The sequence below is a fragment of the Streptomyces sp. NPDC050161 genome (assembly GCF_044460025.1).
Classification (GTDB): domain Bacteria; phylum Actinomycetota; class Actinomycetes; order Streptomycetales; family Streptomycetaceae; genus Streptomyces.
In genome coordinates, this window is sequence record NZ_JBITJM010000009.1 from 1 (window position 1) to 13,106 (window position 13,106).

16 protein-coding genes are annotated in these 13,106 nt (G+C 71.0%); 6 read left to right on the forward strand and 10 right to left on the reverse strand.

Translation table 11 applies throughout. The features are described 5' to 3' along the window. Nucleotides 1-309 precede the first annotated feature (309 nt). Entirely contained in the window at nucleotides 310-1,308 is a 999-nt protein-coding gene (locus ACIBK8_RS16925; protein WP_399042608.1) for an aldo/keto reductase, read from the reverse strand. Nucleotides 1,309-1,412: 104 nt separating this feature from the next. After that, complete coding sequence (locus tag ACIBK8_RS16930) at nucleotides 1,413-2,003, reverse strand: TetR/AcrR family transcriptional regulator (protein WP_399042609.1); 591 nt, start codon at nucleotides 2,001-2,003, stop codon at nucleotides 1,413-1,415. Between the two features lie 89 nt (nucleotides 2,004-2,092). Here ACIBK8_RS16930 and ACIBK8_RS16935 point away from each other — a divergent pair, with 89 nt between their 5' ends. Continuing rightward, a complete protein-coding gene (locus ACIBK8_RS16935) occupies nucleotides 2,093-3,340 on the forward strand; it encodes an MFS transporter (protein ID WP_399042610.1) in 1,248 nt (415 codons plus the stop codon). A 61-nt stretch (nucleotides 3,341-3,401) separates the two neighbouring features. Here the strand turns inward: ACIBK8_RS16935 and ACIBK8_RS16940 are convergent, their stop codons facing one another. After that, a complete protein-coding gene (locus ACIBK8_RS16940) occupies nucleotides 3,402-4,115 on the reverse strand; it encodes a GDSL-type esterase/lipase family protein (RefSeq protein ID WP_399042611.1) in 714 nt (237 codons plus the stop codon). Nucleotides 4,116-4,403: 288 nt separating this feature from the next. On the opposite strand from ACIBK8_RS16940, the gene ACIBK8_RS16945 reads away from it, so the two are divergent. Beyond that, a complete protein-coding gene (locus ACIBK8_RS16945) occupies nucleotides 4,404-5,060 on the forward strand; it encodes a hypothetical protein (RefSeq protein WP_399042612.1) in 657 nt (218 codons plus the stop codon). Nucleotides 5,061-5,223: 163 nt separating this feature from the next. On the opposite strand, the gene tgmC is transcribed toward ACIBK8_RS16945, so the two are convergent. The 6 genes from tgmC to ACIBK8_RS16975 all read right to left on the reverse strand — a co-directional run bounded on the left by tgmC (nucleotide 5,224) and on the right by ACIBK8_RS16975 (nucleotide 8,965). Next, nucleotides 5,224-6,408, reverse strand: a complete 1,185-nt coding sequence (gene tgmC, locus ACIBK8_RS16950) for an ATP-grasp peptide maturase system methyltransferase (protein WP_399042613.1) — start codon at nucleotides 6,406-6,408, stop codon at nucleotides 5,224-5,226. Beyond that, nucleotides 6,405-7,370 carry an ATP-grasp ribosomal peptide maturase gene (tgmB, locus tag ACIBK8_RS16955; RefSeq protein ID WP_399042614.1) on the reverse strand — a complete coding sequence of 322 codons (966 nt, stop codon included), beginning with the start codon at nucleotides 7,368-7,370 and terminating at the stop codon, nucleotides 6,405-6,407. Before tgmB ends, tgmC begins: the two co-directional genes overlap by 4 nt. A gap of 8 nt (nucleotides 7,371-7,378) precedes the next feature. Beyond that, nucleotides 7,379-7,663 carry a putative ATP-grasp-modified RiPP gene (gene tgmA, locus ACIBK8_RS16960; RefSeq protein ID WP_399042615.1) on the reverse strand — a complete coding sequence of 95 codons (285 nt, stop codon included), beginning with the start codon at nucleotides 7,661-7,663 and terminating at the stop codon, nucleotides 7,379-7,381. 77 nt (nucleotides 7,664-7,740) lie between these two features. Beyond that, on the reverse strand, nucleotides 7,741-8,205 hold the full coding sequence (locus ACIBK8_RS16965; protein ID WP_399042616.1) for a hypothetical protein: 465 nt from the start codon (nucleotides 8,203-8,205) through the stop codon (nucleotides 7,741-7,743). Next, nucleotides 8,202-8,429, reverse strand: a complete 228-nt coding sequence (locus ACIBK8_RS16970; RefSeq protein ID WP_399042617.1) for a hypothetical protein — start codon at nucleotides 8,427-8,429, stop codon at nucleotides 8,202-8,204. The genes ACIBK8_RS16965 and ACIBK8_RS16970 overlap by 4 nt, the downstream gene beginning before the upstream one ends. After that, entirely contained in the window at nucleotides 8,426-8,965 is a 540-nt protein-coding gene (locus ACIBK8_RS16975) for an ATP-binding protein (protein ID WP_399042618.1), read from the reverse strand. Before ACIBK8_RS16975 ends, ACIBK8_RS16970 begins: the two co-directional genes overlap by 4 nt. 63 nt (nucleotides 8,966-9,028) lie before the next feature. On the opposite strand from ACIBK8_RS16975, the gene ACIBK8_RS16980 reads away from it, so the two are divergent. The 4 genes from ACIBK8_RS16980 to ACIBK8_RS16995 all read left to right on the forward strand — a co-directional run bounded on the left by ACIBK8_RS16980 (nucleotide 9,029) and on the right by ACIBK8_RS16995 (nucleotide 12,415). Next, nucleotides 9,029-10,135, forward strand: coding sequence for a helix-turn-helix domain-containing protein (locus tag ACIBK8_RS16980; RefSeq protein ID WP_399042619.1), 1,107 nt, complete (start codon nucleotides 9,029-9,031; stop codon nucleotides 10,133-10,135). A gap of 73 nt (nucleotides 10,136-10,208) precedes the next feature. After that, complete coding sequence (locus tag ACIBK8_RS16985; RefSeq protein ID WP_399042620.1) at nucleotides 10,209-10,574, forward strand: hypothetical protein; 366 nt, start codon at nucleotides 10,209-10,211, stop codon at nucleotides 10,572-10,574. Nucleotides 10,575-10,662: 88 nt separating this feature from the next. Next, nucleotides 10,663-11,337, forward strand: coding sequence for a hypothetical protein (locus tag ACIBK8_RS16990; RefSeq protein ID WP_399042621.1), 675 nt, complete (start codon nucleotides 10,663-10,665; stop codon nucleotides 11,335-11,337). 82 nt (nucleotides 11,338-11,419) lie between these two features. Then, the gene (locus tag ACIBK8_RS16995) at nucleotides 11,420-12,415 is read left to right on the forward strand and encodes a hypothetical protein (protein WP_399042622.1); all 996 of its coding nucleotides are present in this window, start codon (nucleotides 11,420-11,422) and stop codon (nucleotides 12,413-12,415) included. 84 nt (nucleotides 12,416-12,499) lie between these two features. On the opposite strand, the gene ACIBK8_RS17000 is transcribed toward ACIBK8_RS16995, so the two are convergent. Next, entirely contained in the window at nucleotides 12,500-13,105 is a 606-nt protein-coding gene (locus ACIBK8_RS17000; RefSeq protein ID WP_399042623.1) for a TetR/AcrR family transcriptional regulator, read from the reverse strand. Nucleotide 13,106 lies beyond the last annotated feature (1 nt).

The window sequence follows — 13,106 nt, forward strand, 5'->3', positions numbered from 1 at the left end:
CATCGTGCGTTCGGTGGTGCGTGCGCATGACGGGAGCATCACGGCGGAGCCGCGTGAGGGCGGCGGGCTCACGATGCGGGTCGTCCTCCCGCTGTAGGTGCGACTGGCCGGGGAGGGTGCCATGGCGGATTGCCGGAGCGGCACGGTGTGCATGGCGACCGGTCGCTGTCGGCCCGTGCGGAGGCTGACAGCGACCGGTCGGGGCGGGCCGCGCCGCTCCGGGGGCGAGTGGCCCTCTTGTCCTGCGGTCAACCAGCTTTCAAGGAAGGCTGGTTGACGGGTCGGCATGCCGGTCGGCCACGCCGTTCCTCACCAGGCGAACGCCTCCGGCGAAGGCCCGGGGCCGGGGAAGATCTCGTCGAGTGAGGTCAGCAGGTCGTCGGAGAGTTTCAGGGCGACGGCGCGCAGGGCGGAGTCGAGCTGGGCGGTGGTGCGGGGGCCGACGATCGGGCCCGTCACGCCGGGGCGGGTCAGCAGCCAGGCCAGGGCGACCTCGCCTGGCTCCAGGCCGTGCTCGGCGAGCAGGTCCTCGTAGACCTGGATGCGGGCGCGTACCGCGGGGTCGGCCAGGGCGTCGGCCGCGCGGCCCGACGTCGAGCGGGACGAGCCGCCCTCCTGCTGCTTGCGGATCGCGCCGCCCAGCAGGCCGCCGTGCAGCGGCGACCAGGCGATGACGCCGAGACCGTAGGCTTCGGCGGCCGGGACGACCTCCATCTCGGCGCGCCGTTCGGCGAGGTTGTAGAGGCACTGCTCGCTGACCAGGCCGAGCGAACCGCGGCGGGCGGCGGTCTCGTTGGCGCGGGCGATGTGCCAGCCGGCGTGGTTGGACGAGCCGGCGTAGAGGATCTTGCCCTGCTGGACGAGGACGTCCATGGCCTGCCAGATCTCGTCCCAGGGCGTGTCCCGGTCGACGTGGTGGAACTGGTAGAGGTCGATGTGGTCGGTGCCCAGGCGCCGGAGGCTGGCGTCGACCGCGCGCCGGATGTTGAGCGCGGAGAGCTTGTCGTGGTTGGGCCAGGCCGGGGCGCCGTCCGGTGCCATGTTCGCGTACACCTTGGTGGCCAGCACGGTCTTGTCGCGCCGGTCGCCGCCCTTGGCGAACCAGGAGCCGACGATCTCCTCCGTGCGGCCCTTGTTCTCGCCCCATCCGTAGACGTTGGCGGTGTCGAAGAAGTTCACCCCGGCGTCGAGGGCGGCGTCCATGATGGTGTGGCTTTCGGCCTCGTCCGTCTGCGGGCCGAAGTTCATCGTTCCGAGGACGAGGCGGCTGACCTTGAGTCCGGTGCGTCCGAGCTGCGTGTACTCCATGGTGGGTCAGCCAACGCCTTGGAGTGCGCTCGAATCAAGACGGGGAGGGCGGCGCGTCGTGCGGGCCGGATGGCGGGCCCCTGGCCGGGGGCGGGCGCGGGCTCTCAGGGCTGTGCGGGCGCCGTCGTCCAGGAGTCGGCGAGTGCGCACAGTTCGTCCAGTGCCGCTTCGGTGCGGGTGTGGTCGCCGGTCACCAGGACGTCCGTCTGGAGGCCCGCGTAGGCGCTGTTGAGGAAGGTGGCGCGGATCCTGGCCACCTCCGGGGGCAGCCCGCGGGCCACCAGTGCGGCGGCGACGAACTCGGCGCGGTCGGCGAGGAAGGCCGGTACCCGGCCGTGCAGCCGGCCGGCCGCGGCGAGGCCCTCGATCTCGTGGATCAGGCGGGTCGCGGCGAGGTTCTCCGGTGCCAGGTGCCGCCGCCAGGAGTCCCGGACGATCGCGCCGATGCCGCGGGCGGTGTCGTCCCAGCCTTCGGTGGCCCGCAGCTGCGTGTGCTGGACCTCGTCGAGGCGTTCCAGGACCGCCCGGAAGAGGTCGTCCTTGTCGGCGAAGTGGTGGGTCAGCACGCGGGTGCTGTGGCCGAGCGCCTGGGCCAGCGGGCGCAGCGAGAGGTTCGCCATTCCGGTCTCCGCCAGGTGCTCGATGGCGGCGTCGAGGATCTGGGTGCGGCGGTGCGGATCGCGGGGTCTGGCCATCGGTCGGACTCCTTGCGCTGCGGGACCTGCGGTGCGGGATTCTGCTCCGCCCCACCCTAATTACGGAAACGACTGTTACCTTAACGGGTATGTCTGCCACACCGGGGACTTCGCCCCGCACCACGCCCGTACCCGCGTCCCGCCGCCCCGCGGCCTGGCTCCTCGCCCTCGCGCTGTGCGCCTTCGCCCTCCAGACCGACGACTTCGTGATCGTCGGCGTACTGCCCGCACTCGCCCACGGCCTCGCGGTCGGCGAGGCCGCCGCCGGACAACTGGTCACCGTCTTCTCGGTGATCTGCGCGGTGGCCGCCCCGGTCGCCGCCGTCGCCACCGCCCGCATCCCCCGCCGCCGCCTGCTCACCACCGCCCTCGCGGTGTTCTGCCTCGCCAACGCCGCCGTCCCGCTCGCCGGTTCGTACGGCACGCTGATGGCGCTGCGGGTGCTGGCCGCGCTCGCCGCCGCGACGGCGCTGCCCGCCACCCTCGCCCTGACCGCCCAACTGGCGCCCGCCGAACGGCAGGGCCGCAGCCTCGCCACCGTCATGGCCGGGCTGACCTGCGCGGTCGTCATCGGCGTTCCGGCCGGCACCTGGACCGGCGCCGCCCTGGGCTGGCGCGCCACCTTCCTCCTCGGCGCCGTCCTGGGCCTGGCCGCGCTGGTGTGCGTACGGGCCTGCGTCCCCGACGTGCCGCCCGCACCGGCCCCGGGGCTCGCCGCCCGGCTGACCCCGCTGACCAGGCCCGCCATCCTGTGCGCCCTGCTCGCCGCCGCCCTCGCGGTGCTCGGCAACCTCCTGCTCCAGACCTACCTCGCGCCGTTCCTGCGCGGAGCCGCCGGCGTCACGCCGTCCGGGCTCGGCCTGCTGCTGGTGGTCACCGGCGTCGCGGGCATCGCGGGCGCGCGGGCCGGCGGCACCCTCGTCGACCGCTGGGGCCCACGCGCCGCCTTCGCCACCGCCTGCGCCGTCTTCGCTGCCGCGATGGCCGGACTGGCCCTGACCTGGTCGCTACGCCCCGCCCAACTCGCCCTCGTCGTCCCCCTGTTGATCCTCTGGTCGGCCGCCGCCTGGTCCGTGCCGCCCGCCGTCCAGGCCCGCGTCCTGACCCTCGCGGGCCCACGGCACGGACCCCAGGCGCTCGCCCTCAGCAGCAGCGCCGTCTACGTCGGCGCCTCGCTCGGCGGCGGCATCGGCGGCCGGGTACTGGCGACCCAGGGCGCGGGCGCGCTGCCGGTGGCGGCCGGCTGCTGCGCACTGCTCGCGGCGGCGGTGTTCCTGGTGGCCGGGGTGCGGAAGGGCGGGCAGGAGCGGGGCGGGGGCGGTGAGTTGGACGGGTAGCCAGGGGAGACCCGGCCGCGCAGCCGGTGGTGGCCCGGCCGCTGGTGGCCCGGCCCCCGTGTCACCCCGCCGATGCGGCCGGCTGCGGCACACCGGGCGCCGCGTACGGAGCGCCGACGCCCCACGCCTGGTGCATGGCGTCCGCGAACGCGGCGGCGATGAGGTGTTCGCCCGTGGGGGAGGGGTGGGTGCCGTCGTAGGTGTCACGCGCCAGGTCCCAGGCGGCCGGCGCGGAGGCCAGCAGCAGCGGGGACGACGGGGTCGACAGGTCGCCCACCGCCTTCGCCAGCAGCTCGTTGAACCGTCCGCACTCCGCGGCGAACGCGGCATCGGCGGACGCCCGCACGTTGGGTATCACCGGCAGCAGAACGGCCCTGACCCCCGGCGCCGCCTGCCGCGCCCGCGCCACGAAGTGCCGTACGTTCTCCGCTGTCTGGTCGGCGTTCGTGTAAAAACCGAGGTCTATCAGGCCGAGCGAGACCAGCAGCGTGTCCGCGCCGTGCGCACGCACCGCGTCGCCGATCAGCGGCCCCATGTGCAGCCACCCCTCGCCCCAGCCCGCGAGGTGCCGCCGGGCGGACGCGGGAAAGTCCGGATCGCGGTACGCGTGCGAGGACGGCGCGTCGGTGGCCGCGTCGTGGAGCGCGCAGCGCGGACCGACGATGCGATACGGGCCGCCGTAGGCCGCGTTCAGGTGCTGCCACATGCGGTAACGCCACGTGAAGTCGCCGGAGCTGCCGATCGTCATCGAGTCGCCGACGAACATGATCCTCATCGGAACATGATGGCCGACGATCGTTACCGGTGGGTACGTGATGCTGGACACGAGCCGCCCCTCAGAGCGGACCGCGCAGCTCTCCGCGCGCCTCCGGGCCGGTCGGCGGGGGTGCGAATCGCCGGATCCCTCCAGGGGTGGCATCGGCGCAGGTCAGCGGTTGAGCGACCGTGAAGTGAATGGCACTGCCCCCCCGCATTAGTCGCCCGTTAGCGGAACGCCAACCCGATCTTCGAAGCTGATTGCCGTCCGGGAGCGAGACGAGAGAACAGAGCAACGGGAGACCCGATGAACACCGCCACCGCCACCCACCGCTTCCGAGGCCGCGGAGGCCGCCGCATCGCCGCCGCCGTCATCGCCGCCGCGGCGCTGAGCCTGGGGGCCACGGCCTGCGGACCCGACTCCGGCGCCGCCGACGCCTCGGACTCTTCGTCCGCGGCCGGCTCACCGCAGGCCCCGGACTCGGCCCAGTCCACGGGCGGCTCGTCCTCAGGCACCTCCGGCTCGCAGGGCCAGGACGGCGGCGAGTCCGGCGCGGCACCGTCCGCCGCCCAAGGCTCGGGCACCGGCGGGAGCACCGGGACCGGCGGCAGCACCGGCGGCCGGTCCGCGCCCGGCGGGGGCGGCGCCGCCAACGCGGGTAACCACCGCACGCTCGTCGGCAAGCTGGAGTACCTCGCGCCCGGCAAGCTGATCGTCAAACCCGAAGGCGGCGGCATGGACCAGGCGTTCCTCGTCGCCAACACCACGAATGTCCTCGGCGCAGCCGCGATCTGCGGCGGCCCCGACGGCAACGTGACCATCGGCAAGGACGGTTACGGCACCACGAAGTGCACCGTGGAGCAGCTGGAGAAGGCCGCGAAGAGCGGCAGCGTGACCGTCCGCGTCACCATGGACCGCAAGAACGGCACCGGCGACGTGGTCGAGGAGAAGTACCACCCGTAAGCCCTCGCGACCCTCCCGGAGGGGGGATCCGCATGCCGTCGAGCGTCCTCCGTCCCCCCCACCGGGGACAGTGGAGCCGCCGTCGTGCCGTGAGCAAGTGGTGGGGCGGGGCCGCCCTTCGGCTCGGCTCGTGCTGGGGCCGGCGTGATCGCTTCGCCGTCGTTCAGGCGAGGTGGTGTTGCCAGCGAAGCGACGGGTTGCCCTCGATCCAGTACGTGTGGGAGCTGGCTGTGATGCGGAGCCGTACGGCGTTGATGTCGGGGCTTCCGGCGGCATGCCAGGCGGTCAGCGCTCGCTCGATTTCGTCCCACAGGGCCACAGGGCCGCCCTGGCGGACGCTCCAACCGTCGCCGTCGCCGTCGCCGTCGCCGTCAAGGGTGAAGGCGGCGAAGGATTCGCGCTCCGGGTCGAAGACGTACCGGAGCTTGGTCCCGTCGCTCCGAGCGGCACGGACGAGGTGTGCCCCCGGCGCGGCGAGCTGGGCGAGGAAGGCGGGCATCCACTCGTCCAGCACGGTGGGAGGCACCTTCGTCGCCCGCTCGCTGTCGGCATAGGCCGTGCGGGCGGAGAGGTCCCCGGACACCGGTACGACGGCCTGGGATCGCGCCTGCATGAAGGAGGAGCGGCCGGTGATCCGGCCTTCGGCGGTGCCGTCATCGCCCACGGTGACCTTTGCCAGGCCGGTGCCGTAGCCCCAGGAGCCGACGGTGGCCAGGATGATGCCGCCCGGCCTGGTCTGCCTGATCCAGGTATGCGGGATCCGGCGGACGGCGCAGGTGGCGATCACCCGGTCGTACGGTGCGCGGCGGGGGTGTCCGATGAGTCCGTCACCGGTCACGGTCCACGTCGAGAACCCGGCCGCCTCCAACGCGGCGTCCGCGCGGGCCGCCACCCCGGGGTCCAACTCGACCGTCGTGACGTTGTCTTCGCCGAGCCGGTGGCACAGCAGGGCGGAGGAGTAGCCGGTGCCCGTGCCGATTTCCAGTACCTGGTGGCCGTCCGCCACCTCCAGGTTCTCGATCATGTCCAGCACGGTGACGGGTGTGGTGGACGAGGAGGTGGGGGAGCCCGTGACGAGAGTGTCGGCCTGGTCGGCGGTGAGGTGCCCGTCGAGCTGCGTGGTCAGGGACTGGTCGCGGTAGGCGATCTCTGCCCACTCGGCCGGGTCGGCCCCGCCTGCGGCGACCGGCCGCCAGCGGCCACCGTCCTCGGGCAGGAACACCCCTGGCTTCAGGAACAGTTCACGCGGTACGGCCTCCACCGCTGCCCGCCACTGCGGGGTCGTCAGGACGCCGGCCTTCTCCAGCCGGTCGGCGAGGGCGCGCCTCGCGGGGGCGGTGTCGGTCATGGGGCGTCTCCTTGTGTCAGCAGGTCAGCGAATGCGGTGGACATCTCAAGACCGGTTTTCTCCTCCAGCCACCCCCATTGGCCGTTCGGATTCAGCTCCAGCCACCAGTAGTCCCCCGCCCGGTCCACGGCGAGGTCGAAGCTCCCGGATGCAAGCCCGAAGTGGTCAAGGCAGGAGAGGAGGGCCTTGTTAATGGGAGCGGGCAGGTGCAGCGCGGCGTAGGAGTGGGCGGAGTAGTCCGTGCGCCAGTCCAGTAGCCCGGAGTCGATCCGGACGGCGAACACCCGTCGGCCGACCACCAGCACCCGCACGTCGGCGACCTTGTCGACGCGGGCCTGGAACAGGTGTGGCGTCACGCGCACGCTGTCGTCGATCTCGGCGGCGGTGACCGGCTCCGCCCACCCGGTGAGCGGGACTCCGTTGCGCTCGTACGGGGTCCACCGGAGCGTCTTGTGGATCACCTGATCGTGGGAGGCGATGAACTCCCGCGCTTCGTCGGGGTCGTTGGTGACCAGGGTCCGCGGCACGCTGAGGCCGATCCGCTGGGCCAGGGCGAGTTGAGCAGGCTTGTAGTCGGCGGCGGCGTTGAGGAGTGGGTGATTGATCCACAGTGGACGGTTCAGGGCGTAGAGGATGCCCCCGAGCCCGTAGCGGACCTGCGCGGCGGCGAACCGGGCGTCGTCATCGCTCAGCTGCGGGAAGGCGGGCCAGACGGGGCGGCGCCAGTACACCGCCCGCACTTGGGCCAGGTCGGTGCTTCTCGACGGGGTGCGGACCTGTCCGGCCACCGGGGCCGGACAGGTACCGAACAGAGCCGAGACCGTCAGGTCCGCGCCGATGTCGGCGGGGTTGAACCTGACCACCGGCACACCGCGCCGGTTGAGCTGGCTGATCACCATGTCGGCGGTGACGTCGTCCGCCTCGGTGGCCACCAGCACCGGTCTCTCATCGGCCGAGGTCATCGGCGTCATCAGTCCTGCTGACTGTCCTGGTCGTGGCCCTGGTCGGGCGCGGAGTCGGAGTTCGTGGCGGTGGAGGTCTCGGTGCCGGAGTTGGTGCCGTGCCTGCCCATCTCGACGACGTGGCCGGCACGGTCACGGAACACGCCGAGCTGCGTGGCGGGATCGACGGTGACGGTGGTGTGCGGGCGACGCACGGTGGTCGGGTACGGCGCGAGCCGCCCGGCACCCCACGGGCGGAGGCCGACGGCCTGCGGATTGCGGCTCGGTGAGGGAGTTTCGACGGCGATGGTCATGGAGCTGTCCTTCCTGTTCGGTGGGGAACGATGGTGCGGACCGCCCGGACTCGGGCGGAATCCTTGGGCGGCGGTGTCTACGTCATGGCCCGCGGGAAGTTGTGTGGGCCGGGATGACGGTGAAAGTGGGTGCAGCACCCTCCGGTGGCGTCGGTGGCGTCGCAGTCGGGCAGGATCAGCAACCGGGCTACCGGGTAGCGCCATTTGATCCACAGGGTGTGCGGGGCGAGGTAGCGCACGACCGCGTAGTGCCATCGGGAGTGGCGCGGCCACAGAACGCAGCGCGATGCGCCCACGTACTCCTCGCCGCCGGAGCCTCCGCCGACGGCGGCACGCGCTGCGTCCTCCTGTTCCGGGGTGAGGTGGGGCTGTTCGTCGCAGGCGGGGGTGATCCGGCCGGTCGCGATGAGACGGTCGACGAGCCGGGTGGCGTAGGCGGGGTCGGTGGCCGCGCGCTGAAGGTCCCCCTGGGCGAGGAGGGGCAGGGCCCGACGGTCACGCGGCGCGCGCTGCCTGCCGCCTTGCGGGTGCGGGCGGCTCACCAGACGTCCCCCTCCGAGATCCGCCGCTCACGCGACCGCCTCACGCGCAGCGCGGACGTGTCGTCCACGGGCCACTGGCGGGGACCGGAGCGGAGGTAGGGCACGCCCCGGCGGATGTCCGTGACGATGGCCAGGAGGCCGGGCGCGTATTCCACTTCGTCGCCGACGCCGGGGTTCGTCGGCGGGGAGTGTTCCGGAGAGCCGTGGCAGTGTTCGTCGCTCACAACGCCACCTCCGTCAGGCTCAGTTCGGCCCAGACGACCTTGCCCCACCCCCGAATGTCGGTTCCCCATCGAGCCGACAGAGCGACAACCAGCAGCAGCCCCCGGCCCGCCACGTCCTCGACGTCCGGGTGCCTGATGGCCGGCAGGCGCAGCGACCTGTCCGTCACGGCGATGCGTACGCGCGATGCCGAGATCCGCTTGATGCTGACCCGCAGGGAGTGGCCGGTGCCGTGCTGGACGGCGTTGTTCACCAACTCGGCGGTGACGAGTTCGGCGTCGTCCGTTAAGGGGGCAACGTTCCACGTGCGCAGGGCTGTTGATGTCAATCGGCGAGCTTTACCCGACGACGCTGCCTCGCGAGGGTACGTCTGGCTGTAGCCCGGCACTCCGATCGCCGTTGATTTTGTTGCTGTCATGGGCACGTGCTCTTCCCTCCGGAGTGGTGGAGCAGTCGGCTGTCTCGGGGGTGGGTCGACTGCGCTCCAACAGGCCGCGAAGTCGTGGGCGCCGGGCGAGAGAGCGGCCGACCTGGTCATGCTGTAACTATCGAGGCACACGCCGTAACGCCCCAGTGGCACGTCTAGTGGCACTCTGGGGTCATGGCCATTGGGGACTTGATTCACGACCTGCGGAAGGCGCGAGGATGGAGCCAAGGCAGGTTGGCTGACGAGATAAACCGGCGATACGGCACCAACTTGACGCGTGAGTACATCAGTCGGCGCTGGGAGAGTGGGAAGTGCACACCGAGCCGTTTTTACCTGGCGTGCTTGTCATCCCTGCTGGACGTTCCGCTAGCGGTACTTGAGGGTGAAGTGGATCGACGTAACTTTCTGTTCAACGCGGCTGCCACGGCCATAGCACCCGTGGTGGCATCCGACCTCCTCACCTCCGGCTTCGCTGCCCGCCTCGATGGAGGGCCCAGTGCGGACGACTGGGAGGGCAAGCTCGCGACGTACGGCACCGACTACATGTCGCTGGGGGCCGGAGACATTCAACGACGGGTGTCCGGGGAACTCGTGGTCGTTCAGCAGCAGTTGGATGACAAGCGGTTGTGGTCCGTCGCCTCGCGGTTGATGACGTTGTACGCGAAGACCTTTCCCGGAAGCGACGGCTCGAAGGCCGTCAACTGGTACCGGATGGCGGCGCAGGCGGCGGACCGGTCCGGCGATGACGACGCGCGGGTCTGGGTACGGGGGCGAGCCGCCATCGCTCTTGGCTACGAGGGTGCCTCGCTGGGGGTGGCCGACATGTTCGGCGACCAGGCCATGGCCATCAGCGGTAAACCGTCCCTCGGCTTGCTCAATGCCATCATGGGGAAAGCTCACGCGGCGGCGATTCGAGGGGACGACGCCACCGCGCGGCGGCTCTTGGACGACGGCCGACGGGTATTCGACACGGCCGCGTCCTACGAACAGACCTCCGACTATGCCGTGCCGTACTGGCGGATGTCGGTCTTCACCTCGCTATTGGCCGCACGGCTCGGTGATGAGAGGACTGCGGTGGAGGCGCAGGACGCGGCGGCCCGCGAAGTGCCCCCGGAGTTGCCGCGTTTCCGCACGCACCTGGAAATGCACAGGGGGCTCATGCTCGCCCGGTCCGGTGACAAGGCAGGGGGAGTCGCGTACGGCCGCGCGGCGATGAAGGCGCTTCCGCCGGAGAAGCACTCGCTCACGTTGAGGATGCTCATGGGGGAGATCGAAGCCTGAGAACGTGACGGGTCCTCGGGTGATGCCGCCCGGAAATCAGCACTCTGAGAACGACGTGACGAGAGGGGTAGAAATGCCGCAGCACGAAGGCGCGCGATTGTTTCGTGAGACGTGGATTGCCGGTGTACGGGCGCACTTCCCGGGCGAGCCGAAGAGCGGTTACGTGACTCCTTGGGAGGAAACCCCGGATTGGGAGCGGCAGGCCGCAGGCGCCGTGTATGAGCAGGTGGCCCAGTTCGTCCAGCTGAGCGACGGCCATGCCTCGCGGCTGTCCCGTGAGCAGAAGGGACGCTTTGTCGCGACGTGCTGGACGGCCCAGATGTTCAAGCAATTCGGTGACCCGAAGCCCGGATACGTGGCCGACTGGCCGGAACTGCCGTCCTGGCAACAGGAAACGGACGCGGACATCTTCGAAGCCATTGAGAAGTCTCTGAGCTGAGGGGCGGGAGGCTCGCCGTCGGGAGCCGGTGCGGGCGGAGATGCCGGACCACGGGCGTGATCACCGCCTACTGCAAGGGCATGCAGAAATGCCCGAGTTGGGTAAATCAGTGACAGAAGAGCACGAAGAGATCGTGGAGCAGCAGGCCGACATCACGGGCCTGCTGCTCCACCACGTTTACGCGCCCCTCATCGAGGACCAACACGTGCGGGGTGTCCTCCCGGCGCCCCCTACAACCGACGCCGTGCGCGTTGTCCTCGGCGAGAAGGACGAGTACGCCACCGACCGGCTCACCGCCTACGAGATCCCCCTGCGCGTGGACGATGCGCTGCGCACACCGCACGACGTCGTCGCCCTCCTGCGTACCGTCCACACGGGCACCCATATCTATCCTCGCGACAAGGTCGGCTCCGTTATGGGAATGACCCTGTTCACCGTGGATCCTGCGACCGTGGACCCGGCTCCCTTCACTGACGATGACTGGGCCCTCACGCTCCTGCGCTGCCTGACTTCACCCGCCACCGAGGAAAGCCCGCCGGTGCGCCTGTGCGGCTTCCTGTTCCTGGCTCCGGATCGCCTCCGCCTTTACCTCGACGCCGGCGACGAGGCCCTTCCCGGGGTAACAGCCGCCGACGTTCACCCCGGTGGCGCCCTCACCGCGTTGCTGGCGGCCCTGCCGTCGCTGCTCGACGAAGAGTGGCTCACCACCGTCGACGCCGACGACCCACACTGCTCACGTGTCGTCGACCTCACCGGCTGGTGACCACCAGCCACAAAGGAGCTCCGGCGGCCCCACGCCCCCGCCCACACTCGCGCCCCCCGACCGCCGCTGGCACTCTTGGCCCATGCGTTCGCTACTGTGCGCGGCCGGTGCCGCGGGGGTTCTGATGAGTGTGGCCGTCACGCCGGCGGTTGCCGACGAGCCGGACAAGTTCACCATCGGGGACAGCCGGATCACGGAGTCCAGCGGGCTGGCCGCCAGCCGTGCGCACCCGGGGGTCTACTGGACCCACAACGACAGCGACGACGGGCCGTACGTCTACGGCGTCGACGCGAAGACCGGGCGCACCGTCGCCAGGATCACGATGCGCGGCATCGGTGACCCTAGGGACGTCGAGGCGATATCCGTCGGTCCTGACGGCAACATCTACGTCGGGGACATCGGGGACAACCTCGGCGGGAAGTGGGATCACGTCTGGGTTTACCGGTTTCCCGAGCCCAAGGAGCTGCGGGACGCCACGGTCACCGCCGCGCAGTTCGACGTGAAGTACGCCGACGGGCCGCGGGACGCCGAGGCGCTGATGGTGCACCCGAAGACCGGCCGGGTCTATATCGCGAGCAAGAAGCAGGGGGGCGGGGGCGCCCTCTACGCCGGTCCTGAGCGGCTGAGCACGTCCGGGACGAACGTCTTCCGCAAGGTCGCGCCGATTGATCTGTGGGTGACCGATGGTGCGTTCTCGCCGGACGGCAGCCGGCTGGTGATGCGCAGCTACTTCGGTGCCCGTATCTACGGGTGGCAGGACGGGCGTCCCAAGGACATCGGCAGTGTGGGTGTACCGATCCAGCAGCAGGGGGAGTCGGTGACCTTCACCCCGGACGGGCGGACGCTGATGTTCGGCTCCGAGGGGTCAGGGAGTGAGGTGCAGCCGGTGGGGCTGAGCGGGGAGCAGCTTCCGGAATCGGCGGCCGGGGGCGGCGGGGAGGATAGCGGGGAGGACAGCGGGAAGACGGGCGCGGGGGGCGATTCGTCGTTCAGCCCTGGTGTGGTCAAGGCCGGGTTGGTGTTCGTGCTGGCGACGGTCGTGGTCGTCGGGCTGCGGCGGCTGTTCCGGCGGAGGTGAGGGCCGGGCCTGCTCGTGGGACCGGCAGGCGGCAGGTCCCCCGAGCAGGGGTGGCTCAGGCGCGGGGCGGGGCTATGGCGCCGTTCATTTCCTGGCCGGCGGCACCGACGCCGCCACCATCGCGCGCAGCGCGGCCAGCGCCTGCTCGGCGTCGACCCGGTCGGGTGCCAGCAGCCACTGCTGGTGGATGCCGATCCCGGCGCCGATGATCGCGACGGACAGAGCCTCGGCCGACACCCCGGGCGGGAGTGGCAGCCGTTCCAGCTGTCGCCGGCAGTGGTCGCGCAGGGCGTGGTGGATCTCGGCGTAGCGGCCGTGGATCGGCGAGCCCGGCTCCAGCGCCTCCACCAGGAGTGTGACGAAAAGCTTGGTGGTGGGCAGTGCCCACAGGGCGTGGGCGCCTTCCGTGATGCGGTCGAAACCCGCCTCCGCTCCTTCAGTGCCCGCCGGTTCGGCCGGCTCCTCGGTGAGGCCCGCGCTGATCAGGTTCACCGAGCGTTCGAGCACGGCCAGCAGCAGCCCCTCCTTGCTGCCGAAGTGCCACGGGATCGAGCCTCTGCTGATCCCGGACCGCTCGGCCACGGCGGCGAACGTGGTCTGCCGGTAGCCCTTCTCCGCGAACAGCTCCGCTGCGGCATTGAGGATCCGCTCGCTGCTCTCGTGACTCGTGTGCTGTCGTCGCGTAGCCACG